Source organism: Larkinella ripae (assembly GCF_054780775.1).
The window spans coordinates 1-23378 of record NZ_BAAGVR010000001.1 but is presented as its reverse complement, the minus strand read 5'-3'; the positions used below and the strand labels follow the sequence as shown (position 1 = coordinate 23378).

The following is a 23378-nucleotide window of genomic DNA, read 5'->3' as shown; positions in this document are numbered from 1 at the left end:
TGGTTAATGTCAGGCGACGTTATCAAAACCGTATTTTTCCTGCAGCATTTTTAGCACGTCCTCCGGAACCGTGGTGCCGTAGCCGCTGTACACAATTTCGCCGTACTCTTCCAGGTTGTAGGTGTCGCCCACCTGGTGCTGAAGAAAAGCCTGCTTTTTGTTTTTGTCCAGTAAAATGAAATAATAAGCGTCGCGCCCGGTCGAATCCTTGCCCACTACTTTGTAGCACAAATGGGCGTTGGCGCGAATCAGGCGGTCTTTGAAAGACAATTCCGTGGGTTGGGCCGCCGGTTTTTGCTTCCCGATCGTATCGAGCCAGGACGGTTTTTCTTTATTTTCCATGCGCCGATGCCGTTGGAATGCCTTCGTTGACAGTGTTACAAATCTACAATTTTTATGCCGTTAAAGATCGTAGGTAAAACTGAAAAAAAGTCCGGTCTGGCCCTGTCGGTTGACCGAATAACTGATGCGCCCGACCAGGTTGTAAAACGTCGCCACATCCAGCGCCAGCCCGCCCCCGTACAGCCACGAATTGGCCAGCCGGCTGTTGTATTCCGGTGCCAGCGTGCTGCCGACGTAACCCATATCGCCCATCAGGCTGAGGTACAAGGCAATCGGCACCGTGTTGAACTGCTTCATCGGCATCCAGTTCAGTTGTTTCTGAACGTTGAGCAACTGGTATTTCAGGGTGTTGCGGAACAAACCGTACCGCTGGCCGTCAATGACAAAAAGCTCGTATCCCCGAACAAAATCCTGGGTGTAGCCCAGGCCCCGCAGGTTGATATACGGCTGGCGGTCGGGCCAGGAGAGCTTGCCCCGCAGGCTGTTGCTGGCGTAAAACTTCGCACCCAGCGGCCAATACCGGGTGTAGTTGGCCGTCACTTCAAACATCCGCAGGTTATCCGACGGAAGCAACCCGTACTGATTGGCGGCCAGGTTGAAATAATGGCCCCGCAGCGGGTACGCCACGGCATCGCGCCGGTCGTGGGTGAAGAGGTAACTCAGCAGAAAATACCGCTGGCGGGTCTGGCCGTTCAGAAAATAGTCGGGGTTGAGCCGGGCCACCGTGTCGGCAATCGAATTTCGGACGTAGCGGAGTTCCAGGCGGTGGAAGTTGTAGAACTGATTCCGGCGGGTCAGCACCACGTTGGTGAAAAACCGGTCGCGCAACCGGTCGTCGCTCCGGAAATACACCAGTTTGTCGAGCGCCGAGCGGTAGGCCACCTCCTTGTTGGTCTGGTAGGATGCACCCACGCTGATGCCGGTTTTCTGCGCCCGGTCGATGTAGGGGAGCGTGTAGACCACCTGGGTCCGGCGGGCAAATCCAAACTCAAAAATGGCATTGAGTTTGTCGGCGTTGCCGGTCACGTTTTTGTAGTTCAGCCGTGCGCCGTAGATGGTTCGCCGGAGGCTGCGCCCCCGTTCATACCACCATTCGTTGAAATTCCGGTCGGCCAGGTCAAAAACCGGGATCACGAAAAAATACCAGCGTTCTTTCAGACTCACGTCAATGTCCAGCTGCTGCGGCCCCACTTCCCGCGCCACCACTTCGACGGTGACGAACAGGTTGGTGTTGGTGATTTTTCGCTGGTCCCAGGCCAGTTTTTCGGTGAGCTGCTGGCGCTGGATGGTGTCGCCGGTTTTCAGCTCCATTTCGCGCAGGATGATCCGCTCCCGGGTTCGGTGGTGGCCTTGAATCTGCACCGACCGCACGACCCAGAAACCGGCTTGCAGCGTGTCGGCCCCGGGCGGCCTGGTTGCCGTCGTATCCGCCAGGGACAATGACCAGAAAAGAAACGAAAGTAACATCAAATCAGGGAGCTAATCGGAGGCATTTCCAAAAGTACGGCACTGAAAAAATAGGTAAAAACAATCTTTAAATCTTGCAATAAAATCCTTATTATTGTCAGAATGGAGCGGTTTTTTCGCTTCGTCGCTACGCTAAACATCGTCTCTCTCTTCGTTTTTCGTCATGAACGACAAGCCCCGTCTACGGTTCTGGCAAATCTGGAACATGAGTTTTGGATTTCTGGGTATTCAATACGGTTTTGGTCTCCAGCAGGCCAACATGAGTCCCATTTTTCGCTACCTGAACGCCGAAGAATCGGCCATTCCGGCCCTCTGGCTGGCGGGGCCGGTCACGGGTTTGCTGGTGCAGCCGATCATCGGTGCGCTGAGCGACCGGACATGGTCAGAACGCTGGGGCCGCCGAAAACCGTATTTTTTGACCGGCGCCCTCATCACCAGTTTTGCCCTCATTCTGATGCCCAACTCCTCGGCCCTCTGGATGGCCGCCAGCCTGATGTGGCTGCTCGATGCCGGCCTGAACATCACAATGGAGCCTTTTCGGGCCTTTATTGGCGATAAACTAAACGTACAGCAGCGCAACCTGGGTTTTGCCGTGCAGAGTTTTTTTGTGGGTTTCGGGCAGACATTAGCCAACCTGATGCCCTTTATTTTGCCGATTTTTGGCATTGCGGTGGCGGCTTCGGGCACCAACCACATCCCGGATTTTGTCAAGTATTCATTTTACATCGGCGGCATCACGGTGCTGGGGGCAGTTTTCTGGACGATGTACACGACCTCCGAATACCCGCCCGAAAACCGGGAAGAATTTGAGCGGATGAAAAAAGAGCAGCGCGGTGTTTTTCACGCTTTTTCGGAAGTGGTCGACGCCCTGCGGAACATGCCCTCCACCATGAAACAACTCTGGTGGGTGAAGTTTTTTACCTGGTACGGCCTGCCCCTGATGTGGCAGTACCTGTCGCTGGCCATTGCCCGACACGCCTTCAACGCGCCCGACGCCACGACCAACCCGACCGGTTTTGCCAAGGGACTGGAGTGGAGCAATTTGTGTTTTGCGCTCTTCAACGTCGGCTGCTTCGGCATTTCGTTTCTGCTGCCGCCCATTGCCGCCCGGATTGGCCGGCGCAGCACGCACGCCATTTTTCTGAGCATCGGCGGGCTGGGCTTTTTGTCCATGCTGGCGTCCGGCGATAAAAGCGTTTTTCTGGCGGGTATGACGCTCGTCGGGCTGGCCTGGGGTTCCATCATGTCGATGCCGTACGTGATGCTGTCGACCTCCGTACCGAAAGATCGGATGGGGGTTTACATGGGCATTTTCAACGGGTTCATCGTCGTGCCGCAGATTGTCAACATGGTTACGATTCCGTTTCTCTACAAAACCGTGCTGAACAACGATCCGCTGAATGCCCTGATTTTGTGCGGAATCTGCTTGTTTCTGGCCGCCGGGGCCTGTTTCCTAGTGAAAGAATCGCGGCAGTCTGAAAAGGCTGCGTTTCCGATTGGCGCGGGTGGGCATTAACCGGCCGCCGGACTTCAGTCCGGCGGTAAATCATTTCAAGTCTTTCAGCTTGTCCAGGTCGATGTCTTCCAGCGTCGATTTGATTTTGCTCATTTCGACCCCGTTGCCTTTGGCCGTCACGATAAACCGGTTGTTGATCAGCACGGCTATTTCGCCGTTTTTATTGCCGTTATCGTATTTTTCGTAGGATTTGTAATCGCCGAATTTGGTGGTTTTTTCGTAGCCGTTTTCGGTTTCTTTATCCACCTCGATGATCGACCAGGCCGCCAGCCCCATCAGCGCGCCGGTTCCGCCCGCATCGACGATGTTGACTTCGATGGATTGGCTGCCGTCGTCGTTGCGGTAGTCGCCTTTGGCCGTTGAGATGTTAAAACCGGCCATGCCATTTTTTTCGCCGGTGGCTTCCTTGCGGGCCAGACCTTCGGCATCGGCCGGAAGCAGCTCTTTCAGTTTGCGGAAATCGACGGTTTCAACCGGGCCGTTTTTGGCCATTTCTTCGGCCTGATCGGCCATTTTTTCGAGCGCCTTGACGCTTTCGGTGGCCGAAATCGACGTGCCGTCATCGTCCGACGCTTCGGCTTTTTCTTCTTCTTTATTTCCTCCGCAGCTCGTCAACAGGAGAGCCGCCAGCAGAAAAACCGGGACAGATTTGATCAGATTCATCCGGATGCTTGATTAATGAATTCAGATTTTTTTAGCAAAAACAAGGTAAGCAGGATTTCGCCGATCTGATGGTTCTTTTTTAGTCACCGGTAGCTGGAAGGGCAAACTGGTTTATTTTTTTCCGGAAGTCAGCGTCGGCTGCCGCTGGTAGCTCGTCACCAGCAGATACACCCCCGCCAAAACCGCCGGAATGCTCAGAATCTGACCCATGTTCAGCGCCAGCGTGTTTTCAAACTCCACCTGGTTTTCTTTGAGGTATTCGTAGCAGAACCGCAGGCCGAACACGCCGATCAGAAAAATGCCGAGTAAACTGCCCCGGGGGGTATTTTCTTTGTCGCGGTTCCAGAATAGGAACAGAACCAGGCAAATCACCAGACAGGAGAGGGCTTCGTACAACTGCGCAGGGTGACGGGGAATCTGTAGGTACTCGGTATTGTTAACAAAAACGAAGCCCCAGGGAACGTCGGTCGGACGGCCGACAATCTCGGAGTTCATCAGATTGCCCAGCCGGATGAAACAGCCTCCCAGCGCCACGGCAATCACGATGCGGTCGGTGACCCAGAGAAACGTCTGGTTGGTGGCCCGGCTGGATTTCCGGCGGGAATACAGCCAGAGACCGGTCAGGATGCCGATGGTGGCCCCGTGGCTGGCGAGTCCGCGGTAGGGCGGCAGGATGACTTCGAGCGGGTTTTTGAGCAGAACGTCGGGTTCGTAGAAAAGAAAGTGGCCGATGCGCGCGCCCAACACCGTGGCAATGACCATGTACAGCGTCAGGGCGTCGATATCACCAATGGGTTTGCCTTCGCGTTTAAAGATGTACAGCATAATTTGCTGGCCCAGCAAAAACCCGAGTGCGAACAACAGGCCATACCAGCGAACGGAGAAAGTACCGATGGAAAACAGTTCGGGATTAACGTCCCAGATGATGTAGGAAAGCATTCGATTTAGCGAAGTGTTAAAGAATAGACCCGCCTGGGCGGTTTGGGGTTTGAATCGTTTCGCAACGGGCCAACTCCGGGTACGGGCCGGGCCCACGGGAAGCAAAGATAGAAAAGAATTAACGAAGGATTTGTACCAACTATGAAAACCGTACTCATTGGTTTTGTGCGCGTGTACCAGGGGGCCATCTCGCCTTACCTGCCCAATGCGTGCCGTTATGTTCCGACCTGTTCGCAGTACATGATTGAAGCCGTTCAGAAATACGGCGCGTTGAAGGGCGGGCGGCTGGGCCTGAAACGGATCGCGCGCTGTCATCCGTGGGGGGGGAGCGGCTACGACCCGGTGCCCTGAAAACCGCCAAACTGACAATTTGTCGCATCGGGGACCGGGTGGACGGGATTGCCTGATTCTTGCTCGGGCTGCCTATCGACTCCGGCAGGAGCAAAACCGACTATTGATTTACGGAAATGGAAATAACGGCAGATAATCGATTGAGACGCTTGATCGTGGTGGGCGACCGGGTGCTGGTCAAACCGAAAAACCCCAGCGAGCGCACCAGCAGCGGATTGTATTTACCCGCCACCGTTCAGGAAAAAGAACAGGTTCAGAGCGGCTACGTGATTAAGGTGGGGCCCGGCTACCCAATTCCGACCCCGGCGGAAGACGAGCCGTGGAAGGAAACCGAAGAAAAAGTGAAATACATGCCTTTGCAGGCGCAGGAAGGCGATCTGGCGTTGTATCTGCAACGAAACGCCATCGAACTGGAATACGAAGGTGAGAAATATTGCATCGTTCCGCAGTCGGCAATTTTGCTGCTCGAACGTTCTGAAAACCTCTTTGAGTAAAACGGGTTTAGAGAGGAGTGGCGTTAATCACCAAGCTTCTTTTTGAACACTATGCGCGCGGGATGGTTGATGGGTATACTGATAAGTATAACCCTATTTGGAACAATGGAAAGTACAGGAGTTCAAAAAAAATCGCTCAAGGCCATCCTGGACGAGAAGCGTGATAACCGTCGCGTTCTGGTGCTATACGGCCGTGATGACGTGCAGCATTTCCTGATCGAACAGCAGGAAGCGCTGCATGCCGAAAAAGACGGTCTGACCGAACGCGATCTGGATGTGGTTGTGCTGGTAGCGTCGGAAGTTGTAGAACCCGACCGGCAGTTTCTGATGCAGGAACCGTTTAAACTGGTGCCTTCAAATAATTTTCAGGGCTGGCTCATCGGCAAAGATGGCGGGATAAAAGAAACGTTTTCCAAACCGGCAGAGCCGCAGGAAATCTTCCGCATCATCGACAGCATGCCGATGCGCAAAGCGGAAACCAAAAAACAATAGGCAAACCCCGTCACCGAGTAAAATTGTGACGGGGTTTTTCCTTCCATACGCTGATCGGAAACCGTCTGCTGTCGCGGTTGGACTCTGGGCCAGCGACCAAAACCGTAGTTATTTAAACCGTCCGGCTTCGGTGATGCCCTTCCAGGTATCGGTACGAAACGGCACCGCCGGTAGTCCTTCTTTATTGTACAGGTTGACCTCCCCGTTGTCGTCGGCCCAGCCGTAATGCACCGAAACCGGCGTTGCTACTTCGCTGGCGGACACGATGACCTTGTCGCCCTGAATTTCGGCTTTGGCCCAGTAAAACTTCTGGTCGGCTCCGGCCACTTCAAAGCCTTTTACGTAACCGTATTTGTCGGAGGCTGTCAGGCCCGTTCCCGCGTTGTCGAACGTCAGAATGGCTTTGTTGCCGCTGACTTCCATCGACTTGAAAACCGGCCCTGAAAAAATCCGGTCCTGGCCGTACACGGTTTTCAGGGCGTTGATCGCCAGTCGTTTACCCACATCCTGTTTGTTCCGGGGGTGAATGTCTTTCGATTCGCCAATGTCGGAGGTGACGGCCATGCCCGTGCGCGGCAGCGCCAGCGTCATGGTTTGGGCTTCGCGCAGTTCGGCCCAGGTGCTGCCGCTGGCGCTGTTGCCGTTGGCCGCGTTGAAAGCCGCTAGCTGCACGAACAGAAACGGAAAATCGCCCTGACCCCAGCGGGTGCGCCAGTCGGTAATCATGAGCGGAAACGTTTTGCGGTATTGGTAGGCCCGGCCCGCGTTGGTTTCGCCCTGGTACCAGATAACGCCCTGCATCGCGTACGGAATCAGCGGAGCAACCATCGCATTGTACAGAATCGTGCCGGTCAGGTTGGGGTTCACCAGCGTGGCATTGCGGTTGTAATCGGCAATCCGGTATTTCCAGTCGCCCACCAGCGAGAGGTCCCTGCCGTTGCCCGACAGCTTGAACTGGTCTTCCTTGGCCGAAAAACCGCCCCCTCCGCCGTAGTCTTCCACCCGTACGCTGATCACATTCCGACCCGGTTTCAGGGTTCCGGCGGGAATTGGGTACGCGCGCACCTGACTAACCTGATTGGTGCTGCCCACCTTGACGCCGTTCACGTACGTTTCGTCGGTATCATCAATTTGCCCCAGGTTCAGGGTCAGTTCTTTCCCGGCCAGTTCGTCCGGCACCATAATTTCGCGCCGGAACCAGACGACGCCATCGAAGCCCGGAATGGCTTTGCGGTCGAAGAGATCGGGCAGGCGGAGGGTTTGCCAGCTGGCGTCGCTGAAATCCGTTCCCGACCATTGTTTGACTTCGGCGGCATCGGGTAAACCGCCCTGCAACTTGGCAATCTGGGCCTGCAATTGCTCCATTCGTTGTCTGGTAATGTCGTCCAGATTTTTCGGCATGGTGGCAACCACCGGCTTGAACTCCTCGAAACTGTCCATCGCTTCCCGGCTCGTCCACGACTCCGATTGCGTGCCACCCCAGGAAGTATTGAGCAAACCGATCGGAACATTCGGCATTTCTTTCTGCAATTCGCGGGCGAAAAAATAGCCGACCGCCGTGAAATCGCCGGCGTTTTCGGGCGTGCAGGCTTTCCACTCACTGCCCAGTACATCATCCTTGGGCGTCAGGCTGAGGTCGTGGGGGACTTTAAAATGGCGAATTTGTGGGTAATTGGCCTCGCTGATCTCTTTGGCCGCATCGCGCGACGATTTCAGGTTCCATTCCATGTTCGACTGACCCGAGCAAACCCAGACTTCGCCGACCAGCACATCGTCGAAGGCGACGGTATTTTTTTTGCCGCGAACCGTCAGGGAAAACGGCCCTCCGGCTTCGGCCGGATCCAGGCGCAACAGCCACTTGCCGGTTTTGTCGGCTTTGGCGGTTTTGGTCTGATTATTGAACTGAACGCTTACCTTCTCACCCGGATCGGCCCAGCCCCAGACCGGGATCGGCTTCTGGCGTTGCAGCACCATGTGAGAACCGAAAACTTTGGGTAAGCGGACGTCGGCCCAGGTTTGGAAGGCCATCAGAATGAATCCGATAGCGGCTGCGTGACGGAATTTAACGTGCATACGAGAGGATTTAGGAAACGAAATTTTGGCGAAAAAACTGGAATAGGGCGGAAAAATACGGATATTTAACCGAACGAGTCATTGATTTTGATGAAGCTTGAAGATTTTCTGATTCTCCCGCACAGCCACCAGCAGGAACAGCTCTGGTTCCGTGGGTCGGTGCTGGCCAATCGCTACGAGGACGCCCATATTTTTCTGCTGTACGCCCTGGATTTATTTTTCGTGGAACTCCAATACGATGCCGCCGACAGCCAGCTCCTGCGCTTATCGGCCTTTACCTCCACCGAACCGCTGACGCCCTACCTGCCGCTGTTGCCGGATGATTTGCTGGAGAAGCTGGGGTGAAACGGCTATTCCGTTTGATTTAGCTCAACATAATGACCTTCAGGCTTTTATAATCATCGACCTTGCAAACGTATGGAGTGTTTGCTATAATTATCTAAAACTAGGGTTTTGCCCAATAAGCTTCCTAGTAACTTATTAATTGGTTAAGGCATGTACATCGCAAGAGTTGATTTTCTAATGAAAATTTTAGCTGTATTGTTTTGTTTATTGATTGGCGATCAGGCTTTAGGGCAAGGTTATTTATTGAAAAGCGAGAACATTCAGCTAACTTTTCCACGTAAGCCTGTAGTGGACACAACTATGATGATAGAAGGCCATCGAATTAGATCAATAATTGCGAAGGATTCGCTGTCCAACTACTACCTTACTTTGAGTGAAAAACTCGTTAAGGATGCTAACGATGAGAAGAATCGTGAAAATGTAAATCTCTTTATGGATGGAGTCATAGCCAGTATGAATGAACGGTACAAAGCTACAATCATCTCTAAAAAAGAATTGGAAAGGAATGGACAGAAAGTAGGCGAGTATTACACGAAAGGGTATTATGGACAAACACCTGTTTTTGTCAAATACTGGATATGCTTAAAGGGAGCAATGATCATTGTTTGTCAGCATCTTTATTCTGTGACTCATGAAACACATTTACAAGCCTATCAACGCAGATTTTTTGAATCTGTAATTTTATAATGATTTGGTACAGTCGCTCCGCGTGGGGCCGTTGATTGGCGGCAGATGAAAAACCGATTCTTAACCACAAGAGCGATAGCGGCCCGATACAGCAGTTGAGAAAAGAATCCAGGCGTTAGCCAGCCTGCCAGCGGAGGTTTCCAGCCCAATTCTCAATCCGCCCACCCGTACGCTTTCCTCACCTCTTCATACTTGCTGTAGTCGATTGCGGCTTTGCGACCGTTGATTACGTTGTTGGCCGAGACGACCACGACGCGGACGGCTTCGAAGTATTCACTGCCCGCCTGAAAATTCACCGTCCGGCGCAGAAACAGGCCCGCCAGCGTTTGCCCACCACCGGGTGAAACAAAATGCGTGTAGCCGTTGCCTTTGATGGTTTCGCCGGGGATCGAAAACCAGTACGGTTCTTCCAGGTTGTTCGCACCCCGGGCCGACTGTTTGACGTACACGTAAAACATACTCTTCTCGACCACATCCCGGTTAATAGCCTGCGGCAGCGCCAGCAGCAAATCGTTCAAACCGTCGTGACTCCGGGACGTATAATTGATCTGCTGGGCATTCGCCGTACCGTCGGCCCCCTTGGGTCCGGTTGCTCCGGTGGTCCCTGCCGCACCCGCCGGGCCTGCCGGTCCCTGTGGCCCCTGCGGTCCCTCGGGTCCTTCCAGACTCTGGCAGGCACTAACCGCTACACAACTCACTATCAGGAATTTCGCCACCAGCTGTAAATACGTTTTCATGCCGAAAGAAGAATCTGTTTTAAATGAAAATTCAAAAACCGGTCGTGTTGTATCAACCACAAACCGGGCAAGATGCCCAAAAACCGCCTTTGGGTATTGCCAATCCAGCGGCAAAATAGCCAAAAACCGCCGATCTGGATGCGTTGGCCGGTTTATTCTCCAGCAGAACCGTTGATGACCCGTTCATAAAGTTATATGAAACCGGTCTTTTCAAGAGTAAACAGACTTGCACTTTGACTTTAAGAACTTATACAAATAAGAGTTGTGTGCTGATAAAATACAGTTTGTAGTCGAAATAAGCATGCTTCTGTCCTTTAGTCAGCCTCTTTCAATTCCGCCGGTCAACGTTCCGGCATTCGCTTGCCAGTACCTTTCCAAAATCCATTTCAACCTTTAATTCTAAACGATGTATGAAAAAAAATCTACAACCCGGTAGGCTAATCCTTCATAGGGTTATGCTTGCGCTTTTTCTGGGAGCGGTTTATGGGGCCGCCTGGGCGCAGAACCAGACGGTTTCGGGCCGCATCACCGCGGGTGAGTCCGGCGAAGCGCTGCCGGGCGTCAGTGTGGTCATCAAGGGCACCACGCAGGGCACCAACACCGACAATACGGGCAAATACACACTCCGGCTTCCCAATCCCAATGCGACGCTCGTCGTCAGCTTCATTGGTTATTTAAGCAAGGAAGTGGTGGTCAACGGACGTTCGGCCATCGATGTGGTGCTGGACGTGGACACCAAATCGCTCGAAGAAGTGGTGGTGGTGGGCTACGGGACGCAGGAAAAAGTCAACCTGACCGGCGCAGTGGGCACCGTGGACTCCAAGCGACTCCAAAACCGCCCGATTGCGTCGGTGGGGGAAGGCTTGCAGGGGATGGTACCGAACCTGAACGTCAACGTCCGGAACGGTGACCCGGCCCAGCCCATTACGTTCAACATCCGGGGTTATGAATCCATCAACGGCGGGGCGCCCCTGATTCTGGTGGATAACGTGCCGATGGACCTCAACCGGGTCAATCCGAACGACATCGAAAGCATCAGCGTCCTGAAAGATGCCTCGGCGGCTGCCGTCTACGGCGCCCGGGCGGCTTTCGGGGTGGTGCTGGTCACGACCAAGAGCGGCAAGAGCGGCAAAATCAACGTCTCGCTGGGCACGCAGTTTTCGCTGGCGAAACCCATTTTCAACATGGATGTGGTGACCGACCCGTACCGGTTCGTGCAGGCCCGCAACCAGGCCAACATCCGCACCAGCGGCATTCCGGCGTACGACGACGACATGGTGGCCGGAACCAAAGCGTATTCCGAAAACCCGGGATCGGCCCCGCAGTGGAAAGCGGTCAACGGCGTGCTCCGCTACTACGGCTACAACGATTACCAGAACAGCATCATGACCAATTACGCCCCGACCAGCCAGCACGACCTGTCGGTTTCGGGCGGAACGGAAAAGTCGAAATACCTGGTGTCGCTCGGGTATTTCTCAAAAGACGGTTATCTGCGCTACAATAACGAGAAGTTCAAGCGCTACAACGTGTTGATGAAGGCGGATTTTAAGGTCAATGACTGGCTGAGTCTGGACGAAAAAGTAATCTTTAACTCGCAGAACAGCGACAAGCCGCACTTCTACAACTGGGACGTGAACATCAACTCGCTGGCGCGGGTCAACCCAATCATGCCGGTGCAGTTTCCCGATCTCGACTATTACATTACCCCCGGCGACCGGGAAAAATTCGCGCCCTACATTGGCAAGTATTTCGGGGGGACCAACTTCTTTCCGTACCTGAAGGACGGGGGCCGCACGACCTACACCAACAACGACCTCTGGCTGACGCAGGGCGTGACGCTGACACCCCTGAAAGGCCTGAAAATCCGCTCGGATTTCTCGTACAACATCTTCAACCGGATGTACCAGGACGTGCAGAGCAAGATCGATATTGTGGATGCCAACCTGCTGGCGGCCAATATTGTCAGCAACGGCTTCAGCGGTGACGACTGGATTCGGAACGAAAACAATTACAACCAGTATTACGTCTTCAACGCCTTTGCGGAGTACAAACTGCCGCTGCCGGTTAGCCATAACCTGACGGCGATGGTCGGTTTTAACCAGGAGCGCGGCCAATACAGCTATACCGGCGCGCAGGCCCGGGCCCTGATCACCCCGCAGGTGGTGGACATCAACGCAACGACCGGCGTGCAGCAAACCTTCGGCAGCAAGTCGCACGTAGCGCTGCGGGGCGCTTTCTACCGGCTTAACTACATCTTCAAAGAGCGCTATCTCCTCGAACTCAACGGCCGCTACGACGGCACCTCCCGGTTTCCGAAAGACAGCCGGTTTGGCTTTTTTCCGTCGGTATCGGCGGGCTGGCGGATCAGCAACGAAAACTTCATGGCCGGAACCGGCTCCTGGCTCGACAACCTGAAACTGCGGGCGTCGTACGGAACGCTGGGGAACCAGATTCTGCTGGACGGCAACCGGAACCAGATTTACTACCCGTATGTGGCCACGATGGGCACCGGGCAGTCGCCGTATATGTTCACCAACGCCCTGATTCCGTACGTTTCGGCCGCCGGTCTGGTGAGTCCGTCGCTGACCTGGGAAACCGTGATTTCCAGAAACTTCGGTCTGGACGTGACGATGCTGCGCGGACGGCTGGATGCGTCGCTGGACGTCTATAGCCGCGATACGAAAGACATGCTGATGGATGTGTCGTATCCGGCCATTCTGGGAACGACGGCCCCGAAGGAAAACGCGGCTGACCTGCGCACCAAAGGCTGGGAATTGTCGCTGACCTGGCGGGACAAATTCAAACGGGACTGGAGCTACGATTTCACGCTGGCGCTGTCGGACTGGACCGCCGAGATCACCCGGTTTAACAACCCGACCGGTGCCTTGCCCAACGGCAGCAACATCTACTACGTGGGCCAGAAGCTGGGTGAAATCTGGGGCTTCGAAACCGCCGGTATTTTCCAGACGACCGACGAGGTGGCGCAGGCTCCGAAGCAAACCAACATTGGGGCCAACTGGCGGCCGGGCGACATCCGGTATACGGATTTGAACGGCGACGGGGTCATTAGCTTCGGAAACAACACGCTGGCGAATCCGGGCGACCGGAAGGTGATCGGCAACAGCACCCCCCGGTATTCGTTCGGGATCAACGGCGGGCTGGGCTACAAAAACCTGCGGCTGACGGTTTTCTTCCAGGGAATCGGCAAAAAAGACCATTGGCCGACCTCGGATAACTGGACCTGGTTTTTTCCCTACAACGCGGGCCACGTCGAGAATTATTACATCACCGACACCTGGACCGAAGACAACCGCAATGCGTATTTTCCGGCGGCTCACATTTCTACCAACGACAAAAAGAACGTGCAGGTGCAATCCCGCTACCTCCAGAGCGCGTCGTATATCCGGCTGAAAAACATCACGCTGAGCTACGATCTGCCCCAGAAACTGATGCAGAAAATTGGCGTGGGCAGAGCGCAGGTTTTTGCCACCGGCATGAACCTGTGGGAATACACCAAAATGCGCAAACCGCTCGACCCGGAAACCATCCAGTCGGCGGCCATCGAATACCCGATGCAGCGCATTTCCACCCTCGGACTCAATGTTTCTTTTTGATCGTATCAACTGCCATTCCCATGAAAAAATATAACATGCTTGCCGGTTTTTTCTTCGTTGCGGCCCTGGTCCTGAGTGGCTGTAATGACGAATTTCTGGAGCGCTATCCGCTGGACCGGATCACCAACCAGACCTTCTGGAATACCGAAAATGACTTACGGGTTTACAACAACAGTTTGTATGACCTGGCCCGCAACGACGACAACGTGCCGATTCTGCACGGCCACTACAACGGTTTTGAAAGCAACTGGGGCAGCGTCTGGTTTCAGGATGAATTTGCCGACAACATGGCCCCCACCAACGCCCGGCATATTTTCTTTCAGCAGGTGCGTTCGGGCAAACACACGGTGCCGACCGATCCGCAGCAGTTTGGCTACAAAGGCTGGAACTTCGTGCGGGCCATCAACGTCGGACTGGCCAACTACGACAAAGCCAACATTTCCCAGGCCATCAAAGATCGTTACATCGCTGAAGCCCGGTTTTTCAGAGGCTGGTTTTATGCCGAGAAAGTGCAGAAATTCGGTGATGTGCCGTTCGTGGACAAGGAGCTGAACGTCGATTCCCCCGAGTTGTATGCCGCCCGCACGCCCCGCGAAGAAGCCATGACGAAGGTGCTGGAAGACCTCAATTTTGCCACCACCAAACTGCCCGATAGCTGGAGCGACGGCAATGCGCCGGGTCGGCTGAACCGCTGGTGTGCGCTGCTGGTGAAATCCCGGCTTTGCCTCTACGAAGGAACCTGGCGCAAATACCACGGCGGCACCAACGCCACCATGTGGCTCGAAGAAGCCGCCAAAGCCGCCAAAGAACTGATGGACAAAGGACCATACCGGCTGTATACGACCGGTAACCCGAAAACCGACTACAACGCCTACCACCGCGTGCTGAATCTGGCCGGAAACCCGGAGGTGATGTACTGGCGCAAATACCAGTTGGGCGTGTTTACCAACCACGTTCAGTCGTATTTTGAGTACGCGGGCGGGGCGACCAAGAGCATGGTGGAAGACTACCTCTGCACGGACGGTTTGCCCATTACGCTGTCTCCGCTGTACAAAGGTGACGCCAAGATTGAAGACGTTTTCGAAAACCGGGATCCGCGGTTGCGCCAGACGGTTTTGCACCCGGCCGATGCGGTTTCGTACAAGTACCACCTGGCCGACGGTCGGCCGTATCCGCGCATTCAGGGCATGGAAGGCGGGTATTTGTCCACGACCGGTTATCACATCATCAAGCATTACAACGCGGATGACATGATCGGAAAAGCGTTTGACACGGCGGAAACACCGGCGATTATTCTGCGGTTTGGCGAAGCGCTGCTGAACTACGCAGAAGCGCAGGCTGAGCTGGGGAAAATCACCCAGGCCGACCTCGATCTGAGCCTCAACAAACTCCGCGACCGCGTGGCCATGCCGCACCTGGAAATGGCCAAAGTACCCGCCGATCCCCGCTACACGGCCGACGGCGTTTCTCCCCTGATTGCCGAAATCCGGCGCGAACGGCGCATCGAACTGTTTATGGAAGGCTTCCGGTACAACGACCTGAAGCGCTGGAAACAAGGCAAAAAACTGCTTACGCCAACTCTGGGTATTTTGTGGGATGCCGCAGCGATTGCCCGCTATCCGAAGGCCAACGTCAAAACCAAAGTCGATCCGGCAACGGGAAAAGCGTACATCGACGTGTACCAGGGCACCGACTGGGCCAACCCGGTTTTTGACGAAAACAAACATTATCTGTGGCCCATCCCGCTGAATACGCTGGCTCAGAATCCGGCGATTAAGCAAAATCCGGGCTGGTAAAAACCGCTGGCTCCGTCAACAACCCGCCCGGCACGGTTTTTAAATCGTGGCCGGGCGGTTTTTTTATGCGAAAGAAACGGGATTCCAGCCCGGTGGTACGTCATTCCGCGTACACCAGGTATTCAATCAGCAACGCCAGCGAATGCGCTTCGCAGGTCCAGTCCATCCGAACCAGCCGCGATTGGGCCATCCGGTTCAGCAGCGGATTCTGTGAAGCGGTGAGCATTCCGGCAATGAAAAAAGAATAATCGCGGATGTCGGTTTCGGCAATGGCCCGAACGTCGATGCGGGGCGGTTTTTCGCCCAGTTGCAACAACGAAGTCGAAACGATGACCCGGTCCAGCATCGGCAAGCCGGTTTTTAGCAAGGCGTACGCATCCCGAATCAGGTTGGCCCGAATGGTTTCCAGCGGTTCAGGGCGGAAGGCCGCCAGCAGGACGGCAACGTGGTACAAGATCAGGGGCACGCGCGGGTAGGAGTGCGAACACCGGAACGGTTCGCGCAGGTAGTAACCTTTTTCGACCACCGACCGGATGAATTCAAGGCTGTCGGTATCGTGTTCGTTGAGCGGAAGCCCATACTGAAAAATGCAGAACAGCACATTACAGAGCACGCTGACGTCGAATTCGACGGGCATATTCTTGCCAAACCAGGTCGAGTATGCGCGCAACCGGCCGTATTCGGGATACGAATCTTCCACCTGCCGCGTGGCCAGATTGGCGTGTTGGGTAAGTTTCTGTTTGAGCCAGTGTAAATCGTCCATGGCCGGCTGGCTGGTCAGGTAAACCATGGCCGTATCGTCGGCATCGTCGGGTAGCCGGAAATGTTCGATTCGGTGCAAAAACCGCCCGTTCGGGAAGTGACCGGAAGGGCGGTTATTTTTGGGGGTACGGTAAAAATTGTAGGTTTTAAGGCCGTCTTTGTTTTGAAAATCAGGATACTGCAAAACCGCCTGCTGGCTAATCGCATCGACAGTTTTCTGCAAGTCCGGCGCCAGCCGCGGCCGGATCTGTTGCAGCGTGAAAACCGTGATGGCGGTAAAAAAGATATTAGTGTCCGGCCGGTTGTAGCCCAACACCAGCGGATTTTTGCGGTAGGAAGGAACCAGACCCGCCGGAAAAAATGGGTGGTTCTCCGCCTGTAAAGTCGAAATTCGGTGAAGAAACGGGTGAATCAACGCGGTTTTATCGAGCATAAGCCCCAAAATACGGCATCGAAGACCACTTTTGCCAGCCAACCCAAACCGGTTTTTGTTCATACGCCAGAATGTGAACCTGTTACCGACTTTTTTCCATTCATCCGCTAAGTTCTTGCAACCAGTCGGGCTTCTGCGTAGTTTCGTCTCTACGACAGTTACTTGAAAAGATGACACCCATTCGAAGACATACTATTTTACGCCGGGTAAAAGACATTACACTCAGCGCGACCCTGGGCCTTGCGTTGCTCAATGGCACGGCGGTTTTGCAAAGCTGCGGCAATTCGGGCGATTCGGAAACCGAACAGGCCGACGGCCCGGCAACAAAAGAGCAGTTCGGCCAAGGCGTGCGGACGTACATCACCGAAACCAGTCCGGGAAATTTTAAAATTACGGACGAGGTACAAGTCGATCCCAAACAGGCCGGTGCTATCGTCAATTACGCCGACGGCCACCGCGACACGCTGAGCGTTGATGCCGCCCGCCGGCTGGTCCAGACCGACTCATCGACGAGCCGCTACTTCAACAATCCGTCGGGCTACCACCACCACAGCGGGTTGTCCAACGTGTTGCTGTGGGGAACGCTCGGGTACATGCTGGGCCGCTCGAACAATTCCGGTTTTGCCAACGAACAGCGGTACCGCTCCGGCGTCTACAGCAACCCGCAGACGTTTGAACGGGCCAACCGGATCGGCGACAACGTGCGCGGCTCCCGCATCAGCCGCCCCGCCGGTGGCCGAAGCGGTTTTTTCAGCGGAGGTCGCTCCCGGGGCAGTTCGTCCTAGTCGGTATCCGGTTTACCCACTTTCCAACCTGAACTATTTTCTATGAAGCATACCTTTATCGGCTGTGCACTGTGGGCGTCAGTGCTTTTTTTAAACGCCTGTCAAACCAAACAACACGCATCGGAGGCCACCTCGCCCGTTGATTCGACCGAAATCCTCACCGACCGCAACGCGTCAGAACCGGAACCAAGCACCAGCGACTGGCTGGAAAAACTGGCTGGCCCGGAAGAGGGCTTATTCCGGGGTATTAATCTGGGCGACGGGGTGGCGGTTGTCAAGCAGAAGGAGAGCGCCGATCCGTTTGAGCAGGATGCAACTCACCTCGGCTACACGATCGAATACGAAAATCTGGAATCGGTTGACATCCAGTACTTTCTGGATAACAACAAAAAGGTTTCGGGCATTCAGGTCGATATTTACCTGAACAACCGGAAGTCCGTTGATGAACATTCGAGGGAGTTGACGGCTTATTTCAACCGCCGGTTTGGCAACGCAACGCAGCAGCAAAGCTGGAAAATTGCCGGGAATGATCGGGTGACGCTGAAGGATGTTTCGAAAGGCAAAGACTTTGGTCTCAAACTGACGTTTGGGCGGAATGTTAACGTCTAAAGGATAACCAAAAACCGGGTTGCTGGCATTTCTTGAAATGCCAGCAACCCGGTTTTTGGTTGATCAAATCGGCCTAAACTTTGTGCATCCAGCCGAAGGTGTCCTCGATCTGGCCGGTGCGCAGATCGGTGAGGTAATCGAAGATGCGGCTCGCCAGGGAATCGTCTTTCGCCACTTCGTTCAGCATATAGTCTTTGCCTTCGTAGCCGATCAGCGAGTAGGGCGAAACCACCACGGCGGTTCCGGCTCCGAACGCTTCCGTCAGGCTACCGTCTTCGATGCCGTCGATCACTTCCTGAATCGAAACTTTCCGTTCTTCCACCTCGACGCCCCAGCTTTTGACCACCTGAATGATGCTGTCGCGGGTCACCCCTTTCAGAATCGAATCCGACGTGGCAGGTGTCACCAGTTTGCCATTGATGACAAACATGATGTTCATCGTGCCCGATTCTTCGATGAATTTGTGTTCGGTTGCGTCGGTCCACATCAACTGATCGTACCCGGCCTGCTGCGCCAGCATCGTCGGATACATGGAACCGGCGTAGTTGCCCGCGCACTTGGCGTAGCCAACACCACCCGGAGCCGAACGGATGTAGTCGGTTTCGACTTTCAGCTTCGGCGGTTTGGTGTAATACGCGCCCACCGGACAGGTAAAAATGCAAAACCGGTAGGTTTTCGAGGGTGCAACGCCCAGGTAGGTATCCGTGCCGAACATGTAGGGCCGGACGTACAGCGAACTATCGGGCGTATTCGGCACCCAGTCCGCATCGACGCGCAGCAGGGTTTCCAGCCCGCCGATGAACACGTCTTCCGGAATCGTCGGCATGCACATCCGTTTGGCCGATTCGTTCATGCGTGCCCAGTTGTCGAGCGGCCGGAACAGGTGAACTTCACCGTCCTGGTTTTTATAGGCTTTCATGCCTTCAAAAATTGACTGCCCGTAGTGCAGAGTCGACAGCGCCGGGCTGAACGTAAAATCGCCGAAGGGCACCACCTGCAGGTTTTGCCATTGTCCGTCCACAAAATCGGCCACGAACATGTGATCCGAAAAATGCTTGCCAAACGGCAGGTTGTTAAAGTCGACCTCCTCAATCCGGGAGCGTTCTGCTTTCCTTAGCGCGATGGTTACTAAGTCGGTAGTCATAATGGTAAGTGGCAAATCTGACCAACTAAAGAAGTCGTCAGAGGTTGATAGTCAGCAAATGTATAGAAAACTTCAGGAAGTGTCCAGTAAATAATAGTTGTTATGCTAATTATTTTTTAAGCGGCCACTGAAGGCGTCAAAAAGCCGTAACGAACGGCGATTAGACTACACACGCGGTTTCCAGCTGACCTCTTCGGCCGCCAGTTCGAAGGCCATTTTCCGACTCAGGACAAATAAATAATCCGACAGCCGGTTGAGGTATTGAATGACCAGCGGATCGACGGTTTCTTCGTCGTTCAGGGCAATCACCAGCCGTTCGGCCCGGCGGCAAACCGTGCGGGCCAGGTGGGCAAACGAAACCGCCTGGTGCCCGCCCGGCAGCACAAACGCCCGGAGCTCGGGCAGGTGGGCGTCCATCGCGTCCATGGCCGCTTCCAGGGCCTCAACATCCGAATCCTGAATGGCGGGCAGCGGTTTTTTAACGGTTTTTTCCGGGTCGGTAGCCAGTTCCGCCCCGATGGTAAATAGCCGGTCCTGAATCTCTTTCAGCAATTCCTTCCGGGTTTCGTTCACCGGTTGATCCCGAACCAGGCCAATCCAGGAATTTAACTCATCGACGGTCCCGTAAGCATCGATCCGGTGGTGCGCCTTGCTGACCCGCCGTCCGCCAATCAGGGAGGTCTGGCCTGTATCGCCGGTTTTGGTGTAAATTTTCATGGAAGAATAACGTGCGGTTTTACAAAGATCAGCAATGGAAACCGGAGTTTGTCGAAGAATTCTCCGCGCAACTTTTAAGCCGGTGTGGGAACACAGTTCCGCAGCCCGTACCTTTGCGGCCCAAAGCCTGTTATCAGGTCAACCAATCAAGTTCATGAAAGTTACCACTTTTGCCATTCGTTTGTGGCGGCTGGCCTCATTAATCGGGTTTGCCTCCATCCTGATTTATACTTACGTTTCCCTGGAAACTACTGTGGCTGTGGGCTTTACGTCCGATAGCCGCCCGGATGTATTCATCAGCCGGGATTACCTGTTTTACGGCTGTGTCGCTATTTTTCTGATCAACAACACGCTCATCAACACGCTGACGAAGCTTTTTCCGAAAGTATCCGGTACGGCGCTGCCCATTCCGAATCAGCAGCGCTGGCTCGAAAACCGCAGCCAGCTGAACGAGATTTTTCAGAACTGGTTCTACTGCCTGATGGCCTCCGTCAACACCGTGATGGCGCTGGCGCTGTATGTGATGGGCCGGTTAAACACGCAACTGGGTTCTACCAACCTCAGCGGCCACCAATGGCTGCTGCCGGCTTGTGTTGCCATTATCGGCCTTGTCGTCGTTTCGTTACCCATCCGGCTGGCGATGAAACCGGCCGCTGAAGTGTAGCTATGGAAGACTTGCAACTCCCGGATTTTCAATACGAGCTGCCCGACGAACGCATTGCCCGGTTTCCGTTGCCCCAGCGTGATCAGTCGAAGCTGCTGACCTACCGCCGGGGCGCCATTGAGCACCATTCGTTTTTTGAATTGCCCGACTTGTTGCCCGAGCAAAGTCTGCTGGTTTTCAATAATACAAAAGTGATTCCGGCGCGGCTGCACTTCCAGCGGGCAACGGGCGCGGTGATTGAGCTGTTTTTGCTCAATCCGGTACCCGCCGACCGCCTGGTTTCCGAAGCCATGCAAGACCGGCAGCAGAGTGTCTGGCAGTGCATGATCGGCAACCGGAAACGCTGGAAACCGGGTGAAATCCTGACGAAGGAAATCCAGCTTGGCGAATACCCGGTTTTTCTAAAGGCTCAGTGGCAGGATGCCGACCAGTCGCACATCCAGTTTGAGTGGAACGGTGAGGAGGCATTCGCCCGTATTTTGCACGAAGCGGGCAAAATCCCGTTACCACCGTATTTGAACCGGGAGGTGACGCCTGCCGACAATGAAACGTACCAAACCGTTTATTCCCGCATTGAGGGCGCGGTGGCGGCACCCACTGCCGGGCTGCATTTTACGCCCGAAGTGCTGGCCCGTCTGGCTCAGAAAGGCGTTCAAACGGATTTTCTGACGCTGCACGTCGGCGCCGGCACATTCCAGCCGATCAAATCCACGGATGTTCGTCAGCATACGATGCACACGGAGCAGGTGGTGTATTCCCGGCAGAATCTCGAGAATCTGGTAAATCCTACCGGACCGGTTATTGCCGTCGGCACAACATCAATGCGGTCGCTGGAAAGTTTGTACTGGTTCGGCGTCCGGCTGATCAATCAGGAAACCGAACCATTTCTGCTGGATCAGAATTACGCCTATTCGCTCGGACAAACCGACTTACCGCCGAAAAAAGAAGCGTTACAGGCGGTTTTGACGTACGTAGATAATACGGAGCAAAACCAGGTGATTGGCCACACCGGTATTTACTGCCTGCCGGGCTACCGGTTTCGGATCACGGACGGGCTGATAACGAATTTCCACCAACCCGGTTCGACGCTGATTTTGTTGGTAGCTGCGCTGGTGGGCAGCGACTGGCGAACCATTTATCAGGAAGCACTGCAAAATGGTTATCGCTTTTTAAGTTACGGTGACTCCTCGCTGCTTTTACCCTGAAACCGTATCTTTGTACCCGAAATTAAGGAGAGAAGGAAGAAGGGAAGAAAGGACAACGCATAATTCCTTTCCTCCCTTTCTCCTTCCTCCCTTCTTCCTTCCAACTATGATTGATTTTATTGAAGAACTCCGCTGGCGGGGCATGTTGCAGGACATGATGCCCGGTACTGAAGAACAGCTCCGCAACGAAATGACGGCCGGCTACATCGGTTTTGACCCAACGGCGGCATCCCTGCACATCGGAAATCTGGCAACGATCATGTTACTGGTTCACTTTCAGCGGGCGGGGCATAAGCCGTTTGCGCTGGTGGGTGGCGCCACGGGCATGATTGGCGATCCGTCCGGGCGGTCGACCGAACGCGATTTTCTCTCCGAGGACACGCTGCGGTACAATCAGGCGGGCATCCGGGCGCAGCTCACCCGGTTTTTGACGTTCGACGACAAGGCCAATTCGGCCGAAATGGTCAACAATTACGACTGGTTCAAGGAGATTTCTTTTCTCGGCTTTTTGCGGGAAGCCGGTACACACCTGACCGTCAATTACATGGTCGCGAAGGATTCGGTCAAAAAGCGCCTGGAAACCGGGCTCTCTTTCACCGAGTTTTCCTACCAGTTACTCCAAGGCTACGACTTTTACTGGCTCCATAAAAATAAAGGTGTCCGGCTGCAGATGGGCGGTTCCGATCAGTGGGGCAACATCACCACCGGTACCGAACTCATCCGGCGCAAGGAAGGTCGTGAAGAGTACCAGGCTTTCGCCCTGACGACGCCCCTGATCACCAAAGCCGACGGAAGCAAATTCGGAAAGTCGGCCGGTGGAAACATTTGGCTCGATCCGGCCATGACGTCGCCCTACCAGTTTTACCAATTCTGGCTGAACGCGGCCGATGCCGACTGTCCCCGGTTTATCCGGGTCTTCACGTTACTGTCCCGCGAAGAGATCGAGGAACTCGAACGCCAGCACAATGAAGCACCCCATTTACGGATTTTGCAAAAAGCAATTGCGCAGGACGTAACCATTCGGGTGCATTCGCAAACCGGATACGATTTGGCCGTCAAGGCTTCGGAAGTGCTTTTTGGAAAGGCCACCATCGAAACCTTACGCACCATTCAATCCGACGAATTTGCCGTTATTTTTGAAGGTGTTCCTCAAACTGAACTAAACCGGTCGGAATGGGAAGCCTGCAACGATATCATTGATTTGCTGGCGGTCGCTAGCCGCGGAGATATTTACGCATCCAAGGGAGAAGCCCGCCGAGCGCTGGCTCAGAATGCGGTAAGCATTAATAAACAGAAAGTTAGCGATGAAACGGTTTTGGCTGATTTGGAATGGTTGCAGGAGAAGTACCTGATCGTTTCCAAAGGCAAGAAGAACCATTTGATTCGACTGGAATAATTTTTAAACTTTTTTTCAATGGATAACTTCTTGAGAACGAAAGGAGTACTGGCGAATTCAAAGAAGTTATCCATTTATTTTGCATTAGGGTCTTGACAAAGGGGAAAATAATGCGGTACTTTGCAGTCCCAAATCGGGGATCGCAAC

At 54.3% G+C, this 23378-nt stretch carries 22 protein-coding genes; 13 read left to right on the top strand and 9 right to left on the bottom strand.

What is annotated here, in order from left to right; translation table 11 throughout:
* Positions 1-9 precede the first annotated feature (9 nt).
* Both ACYVHX_RS00110 and ACYVHX_RS00105 read right to left on the bottom strand, forming a co-directional pair.
* On the bottom strand, positions 10-342 hold the full coding sequence (locus ACYVHX_RS00110) for a hypothetical protein (RefSeq protein WP_460669556.1): 333 nt from the start codon (positions 340-342) through the stop codon (positions 10-12).
* Between the two features lie 60 nt (positions 343-402).
* Positions 403-1809 carry a BamA/TamA family outer membrane protein gene (locus ACYVHX_RS00105; RefSeq protein WP_460669555.1) on the bottom strand — a complete coding sequence of 469 codons (1407 nt, stop codon included), beginning with the start codon at positions 1807-1809 and terminating at the stop codon, positions 403-405.
* Positions 1810-1972: 163 nt separating this feature from the next.
* Here ACYVHX_RS00105 and ACYVHX_RS00100 point away from each other — a divergent pair, with 163 nt between their 5' ends.
* Complete coding sequence (locus ACYVHX_RS00100; protein ID WP_460669554.1) at positions 1973-3325, top strand: MFS transporter; 1353 nt, start codon at positions 1973-1975, stop codon at positions 3323-3325.
* Positions 3326-3355: 30 nt separating this feature from the next.
* On the opposite strand, the gene ACYVHX_RS00095 is transcribed toward ACYVHX_RS00100, so the two are convergent.
* Entirely contained in the window at positions 3356-3988 is a 633-nt protein-coding gene (locus ACYVHX_RS00095; RefSeq protein ID WP_460669553.1) for a transposase, read from the bottom strand.
* Positions 3989-4099: 111 nt separating this feature from the next.
* Positions 4100-4927 carry a prolipoprotein diacylglyceryl transferase gene (lgt, locus tag ACYVHX_RS00090; RefSeq protein ID WP_460669552.1) on the bottom strand — a complete coding sequence of 276 codons (828 nt, stop codon included), beginning with the start codon at positions 4925-4927 and terminating at the stop codon, positions 4100-4102.
* A gap of 141 nt (positions 4928-5068) precedes the next feature.
* On the opposite strand from lgt, the gene yidD reads away from it, so the two are divergent.
* The 3 genes from yidD (at position 5069) to ACYVHX_RS00075 (ending at position 6264) form a co-directional block, all read left to right on the top strand.
* Positions 5069-5278, top strand: a complete 210-nt coding sequence (gene yidD, locus ACYVHX_RS00085) for a membrane protein insertion efficiency factor YidD (RefSeq protein ID WP_460669551.1) — start codon at positions 5069-5071, stop codon at positions 5276-5278.
* A gap of 116 nt (positions 5279-5394) precedes the next feature.
* Entirely contained in the window at positions 5395-5772 is a 378-nt protein-coding gene (locus ACYVHX_RS00080) for a co-chaperone GroES (protein ID WP_460669550.1), read from the top strand.
* Between the two features lie 105 nt (positions 5773-5877).
* Complete coding sequence (locus ACYVHX_RS00075) at positions 5878-6264, top strand: DUF4174 domain-containing protein (protein ID WP_460669549.1); 387 nt, start codon at positions 5878-5880, stop codon at positions 6262-6264.
* A gap of 108 nt (positions 6265-6372) precedes the next feature.
* Here the strand turns inward: ACYVHX_RS00075 and ACYVHX_RS00070 are convergent, their stop codons facing one another.
* Positions 6373-8337, bottom strand: coding sequence for a sialate O-acetylesterase (locus tag ACYVHX_RS00070; protein WP_460669548.1), 1965 nt, complete (start codon positions 8335-8337; stop codon positions 6373-6375).
* Between the two features lie 90 nt (positions 8338-8427).
* Here ACYVHX_RS00070 and ACYVHX_RS00065 point away from each other — a divergent pair, with 90 nt between their 5' ends.
* Both ACYVHX_RS00065 and ACYVHX_RS00060 read left to right on the top strand, forming a co-directional pair.
* Entirely contained in the window at positions 8428-8682 is a 255-nt protein-coding gene (locus ACYVHX_RS00065; RefSeq protein WP_460669547.1) for a hypothetical protein, read from the top strand.
* 150 nt (positions 8683-8832) lie between these two features.
* The gene (locus tag ACYVHX_RS00060) at positions 8833-9369 is read left to right on the top strand and encodes a hypothetical protein (protein ID WP_460669546.1); all 537 of its coding nucleotides are present in this window, start codon (positions 8833-8835) and stop codon (positions 9367-9369) included.
* Between the two features lie 152 nt (positions 9370-9521).
* On the opposite strand, the gene ACYVHX_RS00055 is transcribed toward ACYVHX_RS00060, so the two are convergent.
* Complete coding sequence (locus ACYVHX_RS00055; RefSeq protein WP_460669545.1) at positions 9522-10106, bottom strand: hypothetical protein; 585 nt, start codon at positions 10104-10106, stop codon at positions 9522-9524.
* A 455-nt stretch (positions 10107-10561) separates the two neighbouring features.
* Here ACYVHX_RS00055 and ACYVHX_RS00050 point away from each other — a divergent pair, with 455 nt between their 5' ends.
* Positions 10562-13720: a SusC/RagA family TonB-linked outer membrane protein gene (locus ACYVHX_RS00050; RefSeq protein ID WP_460669544.1), complete on the top strand. Its 3159-nt coding sequence runs from the start codon at positions 10562-10564 to the stop codon at positions 13718-13720.
* Between the two features lie 20 nt (positions 13721-13740).
* Positions 13741-15516 (top strand): RagB/SusD family nutrient uptake outer membrane protein, encoded by a 1776-nt coding sequence (locus ACYVHX_RS00045; protein WP_460669543.1) that lies wholly within the window; start codon positions 13741-13743, stop codon positions 15514-15516.
* Between the two features lie 100 nt (positions 15517-15616).
* Here the strand turns inward: ACYVHX_RS00045 and ACYVHX_RS00040 are convergent, their stop codons facing one another.
* A complete protein-coding gene (locus ACYVHX_RS00040; protein WP_460669542.1) occupies positions 15617-16711 on the bottom strand; it encodes a hypothetical protein in 1095 nt (364 codons plus the stop codon).
* A 170-nt stretch (positions 16712-16881) separates the two neighbouring features.
* Between ACYVHX_RS00040 and ACYVHX_RS00035 the strand changes: the two genes are divergently transcribed.
* Complete coding sequence (locus ACYVHX_RS00035; protein ID WP_460669541.1) at positions 16882-17496, top strand: hypothetical protein; 615 nt, start codon at positions 16882-16884, stop codon at positions 17494-17496.
* A gap of 42 nt (positions 17497-17538) precedes the next feature.
* Positions 17539-18105 carry a hypothetical protein gene (locus ACYVHX_RS00030; protein ID WP_460669540.1) on the top strand — a complete coding sequence of 189 codons (567 nt, stop codon included), beginning with the start codon at positions 17539-17541 and terminating at the stop codon, positions 18103-18105.
* A 73-nt stretch (positions 18106-18178) separates the two neighbouring features.
* On the opposite strand, the gene ACYVHX_RS00025 is transcribed toward ACYVHX_RS00030, so the two are convergent.
* Positions 18179-19249, bottom strand: coding sequence for a branched-chain amino acid aminotransferase (locus ACYVHX_RS00025; protein WP_460669539.1), 1071 nt, complete (start codon positions 19247-19249; stop codon positions 18179-18181).
* A 165-nt stretch (positions 19250-19414) separates the two neighbouring features.
* Positions 19415-19966 carry a cob(I)yrinic acid a,c-diamide adenosyltransferase gene (locus tag ACYVHX_RS00020; RefSeq protein WP_460669538.1) on the bottom strand — a complete coding sequence of 184 codons (552 nt, stop codon included), beginning with the start codon at positions 19964-19966 and terminating at the stop codon, positions 19415-19417.
* 154 nt (positions 19967-20120) lie between these two features.
* Between ACYVHX_RS00020 and ACYVHX_RS00015 the strand changes: the two genes are divergently transcribed.
* The 3 genes from ACYVHX_RS00015 (at position 20121) to tyrS (ending at position 23231) form a co-directional block, all read left to right on the top strand.
* Positions 20121-20630, top strand: coding sequence for a hypothetical protein (locus ACYVHX_RS00015; protein WP_460669537.1), 510 nt, complete (start codon positions 20121-20123; stop codon positions 20628-20630).
* Positions 20631-20632: 2 nt separating this feature from the next.
* Complete coding sequence (locus tag ACYVHX_RS00010; protein ID WP_460669536.1) at positions 20633-21835, top strand: S-adenosylmethionine:tRNA ribosyltransferase-isomerase; 1203 nt, start codon at positions 20633-20635, stop codon at positions 21833-21835.
* Positions 21836-21944: 109 nt separating this feature from the next.
* Positions 21945-23231, top strand: a complete 1287-nt coding sequence (gene tyrS, locus ACYVHX_RS00005; RefSeq protein ID WP_460670402.1) for a tyrosine--tRNA ligase — start codon at positions 21945-21947, stop codon at positions 23229-23231.
* The last annotated feature ends 147 nt before the right edge of the window (positions 23232-23378 follow it).